Origin of the sequence: Polyangium sorediatum, assembly GCF_029946465.1 — a bacterium.
Lineage (GTDB): Bacteria > Myxococcota_A > Polyangia > Polyangiales > Polyangiaceae > Polyangium > Polyangium fumosum.
In genome coordinates this window covers 1-4,597 of the sequence record NZ_JARZHI010000155.1, presented here as the reverse complement: position 1 = coordinate 4,597, position 4,597 = coordinate 1, and the positions used below count along the sequence as shown (strand labels likewise).

The window sequence follows — 4,597 nt, the reverse complement described above, 5'->3', positions numbered from 1 at the left end:
CTGGCAGAGACGAACCGCCTCTGCCTTGAACTCCGCGCTGAACGACCTCCGCTTCCGCCTCGCCATGGAACTCTCCTAGCGCATCTCCGCGCCTTTGGGTTTGTCCACGGATCCGGGGGAGGATCAGATGACGTCACGGGACCGGTACGCCTGCGTTCGTGCCACCCATGCACACCTACTCGTCCGCTCAGGTGTCGTGTGAGGCATCATCCACGCTGCCAGAATCGACCGGACCCGTCGTTACCTTCTCCCTCGTGGCAGACTTATAGCCAGCGTGACCAGCCTCGCCCACGTCTCCACCGATCCCCCCTCCGGCTCCCGCCTACGCTTCGCCGTGCTCGCGGCGCTGCGTCCCGTCATCTTCGCATGGACGGGCCGCTGGGTGAGTTCCCCGGCCGATCGTGACGACATCACGCACGAAGTCATATGGAGGGCTGCGACAAGTCGCACGGGCGCGGACGTCCCAGACGACGAGCTGCGCCCGTGGTTGTTCGTCATCACGGCGCGGATGGCCTGCAAGTACCTGCGTCGCGAGCAGCGCCACGCATCGCGCGGGGAGGTCCCCGCCGAGGATATCGTGTCCCCCAACGTCTCGCCCGAGGTAGCGGCCGAGCGCGCGGAGTTCCTTCGGTTCCTACAGGACGAACTCGCCAAGCTGACCCCTCGACAACGCGCCGCTTTCATTGGTTACGACGTCGAAGAAAAGTCACACGAGACGATCGCTCGATCGCTTGGCATTTCGACGGCATCCGCGAAAAATGCAGCCTTTCAAGCGCGCATGCGGCTCTACGCGGCGCTGTGCGAGCGCGACCGCGACCGGCGCGGCGTCCTTCCGCTCCTGCTTTTCTTCCTTTCCGGCCGTTGGTGGCGAGGCTCGCCGGGCGGGGAATTATCCGAGGGCTCGTCCCAGGGTCGGCTCCTCCCTCGGCTCCCGTGGTCGCCGGACAAGATCGCCGGGAAGGTTTGGGCGCCATTGGTGGGCATGCTCGTCGGAGCGGCGGCCACTGCGGCGTGGCTCCTGCCGTCGGACGATGCGCCGCGCGTTCGACACCTTCACCTCGCGCCGTACGTGCTGGTCCTCTTCCGCGACCAGGTACAAGAGCCCGTCGCCTACGTCGAGCCCCCTGCGCCCGCCCCTGCTCCGGACCCGGATCCGGCTCCCGTCCGCCGTGCTCCTCCGGCCCCCGCACCTTCGCCGACCTTGACGCCCGAGGCAGAAGAGGCGCTCGACAGGCTTTTCCGCGGGGTGAAGACCTACGACCCCAAAGAGGGGCAATAACCAAGAGTTCCGCGCGTTATCGTCTCGGGGTTCGTCCTTCACGAACCCCTTGCTGCTTTTGCTCGGTTTGTCTAGAGTTTCGTCATGCGGACGGGCTGCCTCGCGATCGTCGCGTTCCTCGGGGTCCTCGGGCTTGCTGCGCCCTTGTGGGCGGACGACGCGTCCCCGGTTCACGAGCTGGATCCCGAGGCGATCCGAGCCGCCGCGGAGGAAGCCCGGTTCGGGGAGTACGTGCAGCGGGGCGACCGGGCGCGGGCCTCTGGACGGATGGCGGATGCCGTGCTCGCCTATTCGGAGGCATTGAACATCCGGCCGGATCCGTTAATCGCGGGCCGGCTCGGGGTCGTGCTCGTCAAGCTGGGAAAGCCTGCGCGGGCGGCCCATCTGCTTCATGACGCCGTCAACCGTGATTGGCGTGCGAGTCCGGCAGAGCGGGAGCAGTTCAAGACCGCGTACGACACGGCGCGGGCTCTGGTCTGCATGCTGGACGTCACGATCTCGCATGCGCCGGAACGGACCACGCTCGACGGCGAACCGATCAATCCGAAGCATCGCACGGGATTCTTTACATTCGCCATGCCGGGCGAGCACGAGATCCGCGCGAGCCTGACAGGGTATCGGGACGGGCGCGCCATTTTCACGGCGTGCAAGGGCGGGAGCATGGACGTCCCTGTCACGCTTACGCCGCTCCCCTCGGATCCATCGATCGAGCTTACGCCAGCCCCCAAGGCTCTCCCGGAAGCAGCCGCAATCCCAGTGCCCCGTGGTCTCCCCGAGGTGCGCATGGAGCCGCTTGGGGATCCGCGTCGCGGCATTGCTGGGGCGTTAGCAGTCGTGGACGGGAAGCCCTTGCCAAAGCAGGAGGATCCGTATGGGTATGATGATGCCCCGGGCGGGGACGGTCAGAAGTCGGGGGTGAGGGGTTCGATCGGCGCGGGGCCGGTCATGGTGCTAGGGGTGGCGTCGTGGGCCCCGGCGTTCGGGGCAACGCTCCTCGGTTCGGTTCGCTTTCGGTCGATTTCACTAGGCGGCGAGATCCGAGGCGCGTGGTTGCCATTCGAGGTGGGTGGCGAGCCGATTACGGCGATGACGGCGGGAGGCATTCTCACTGCATGCGCACACTGGCGTTGGCTGCTTGGCTGCGCTCTGGGGCACCTTGGTGTTGTTCGCGTATCGGCGGCATCTGATAGCTTCCAGACTTCGGAATTTTTACGGCTAAAGCTGGGAGGCGGTGTACGCATGGGGGCCGAGATGCCGATATCTGGTCCTGTGTCCGTTGCGCTAACTGGGGACATCATCGGCCTTACGAGTGGGACGCGCGTGGCGGTTGGCTCGCGTCTGGTTGTTGACCAGTCGCCCGTAATGATTGGCGTGAACCTTAGCGGCAATTGGCGTTTTTAGCTGACGAGGCACAATGAAACCGGCATTCAGCAAGCACCGGGTTGTTCAGAGTGTAGTCTGCCTGTTCTCGTTGCTACCGGCATGGGTGGCAATGGAGGGATGTGGTAACCCGGGAGAAATAGATATATTCGAGTGCAATCCCGACGCGTATTTTCCAAGTCCATCATGCCCGCCTGATGCGGGATCCGATGCCGACGCCGGCCCGGACGCCGATCCACAAGCCGCATGCGAGGCGCAAGGCGGGGAATGTGTCGAGATCCCCGACGATTCCGAGACCCCGGCAGGCTTCTGGAGCCACGTTCCGTGGCCCATCTGGATAGGCCCTGCTGCGGACATGCCGAAGGGGTGCCCCTTCGTGGGGGGCGAGCAGTTCAAGCTCTACGCCGGCCTCACGGCGCCCCCCATGCAGTGCGACCCCTGCGAGTGCCAGAAAGCCACGGGGCAATGCAGCGGCGTCCCGGGAGAGATCACGATCGGGGCGGGCATGTGCGGCGCGGTGGGGGCGCCGTCGCTCCCTTTTGACGGTCCGGGGGGGTGGGATGGGACCTGCACGAACGCGAACGCGCTACCCGCGGGAGCGCAGTGCCCCCCGGGGAGTGGCGTCCCATGCGCGCAGTCGATCACGTTCTCGGCGCTTCCGCCTCCGGTCAACGAGAAGTGCGACGTCAAACCATCGCCCATCATCAAGGCCGGAGGGACAAAGATTACGCAATGGGAGACGGGCGCGCTCGCCTGCCGGTCGAGCCTCGACACGTCGCTCTGTGGCTCGGGGGATAAGCTCTGCGTTCCGAAGGTGCTCTACCCTTACCGTCAATGCATCTGGCAGAAGGGGAAGCATGCGAAATGCCCCAAGCCCTACAATTGGGAGCTTCCCCGGACCATGTACCCGTTTCAGCCGAAGGATTCGCGCGAATGCACGGCATGCACGTGCGGCGCGCCGCAAGGGGGCGCGTGCGTGGCGTCGCTGCGGCTGTTCGATGACGCGGCGTGCTCGGCACAGTTCTACGAGCAGCCCGTGTCATCTGTCGTGGGGGACTGCGATCTCATCTTCCCCGTGGGCCGCGCGATGGGCGGAAAGTCGGTCACCGATCACGCGTACGTCGCGGGGACGTGCGAGGCCGGCGGGGGGGAGCCCATCGGGGAGGCGGTCGAAGACGACGAGAACGCAGTGACGGTGTGTTGTCGACAATCGTACATGTTCGATGAGTAGGCACGTCGATGGCGGCAGGTTGTGTCGCGGCGATTCTTGGGCTCGTCGGTGGGCTGCGCCGTCGAGCACGACCACCCCGAGCGTCGAGAGCCCCCGGAGCGCTACGCCGTCGAGCGCGACCGCGCCGAACGCCCCGAGGGCTGCGCCGAGCGTCCCGCAAGGCTTCCGCCCGTAACCGGAGGGACCATGCAAATCCTGTTTAAGATCACGCTGTTAGTCCTCGCCCTAGCCTCAAAAACGGTACACAAACAGATTTCGCTTGCCGCTCCCGCTCCCGCTCCCGCCTCCGCTCCCGCTCCCGCCCCCGCCTCCGCCTCCGCCTCCGCCTCCGCCTCCGCCTCCGCCTCCGTCCTTGACGCCAGCGTCCGCCAGGCCGTACCCTCCCTCGCAAACCTACCACCCAGCGGCATCTCACCGTGGTCAGAGAGGATTCACGACATGCGAACCCCCGACGTGAATGCATCGAGCGAGGTCTACGAAAAGCACACCGACCATTTCCGCGGTGCGGCGGAGGGGTGGGCCGATGCGGAGACGCTCACGGCGGCGCAACGCGCGGCCATTGTCGAGGCGGACGCCATCGTCACGGCGGCCGCGGATGGGCTGGGCAGCGCTGTCGTGATGGAGCGAGCCGCGCGCAGGGCCGCGACGAAGCTCCGCGCGCAGTTCGGCATTCGGGACGTCATCCTCGACCTGCGCATCATGGGCGT

Annotated in this window: 4 protein-coding genes; all 4 read left to right on the top strand. The window is 66.2% G+C overall.

Annotated elements, in window-relative coordinates; all coding sequences use genetic code 11:
- Window positions 1-274: 274 nt before the first annotated feature.
- Window positions 275-1,279, top strand: a complete 1,005-nt coding sequence (locus QHF89_RS49660) for an RNA polymerase sigma factor (RefSeq protein WP_284722016.1) — start codon at window positions 275-277, stop codon at window positions 1,277-1,279.
- Window positions 1,280-1,363: 84 nt separating this feature from the next.
- Window positions 1,364-2,680 (top strand): tetratricopeptide repeat protein, encoded by a 1,317-nt coding sequence (locus QHF89_RS49655; RefSeq protein ID WP_136973400.1) that lies wholly within the window; start codon window positions 1,364-1,366, stop codon window positions 2,678-2,680.
- A 334-nt stretch (window positions 2,681-3,014) separates the two neighbouring features.
- A complete protein-coding gene (locus QHF89_RS49650) occupies window positions 3,015-3,890 on the top strand; it encodes a hypothetical protein (RefSeq protein WP_136973399.1) in 876 nt (291 codons plus the stop codon).
- A gap of 438 nt (window positions 3,891-4,328) precedes the next feature.
- Window positions 4,329-4,597, top strand: a 269-nt coding sequence (locus QHF89_RS49645) for a hypothetical protein (protein WP_136973398.1), incomplete at its 3' end; no start/stop codon positions are given.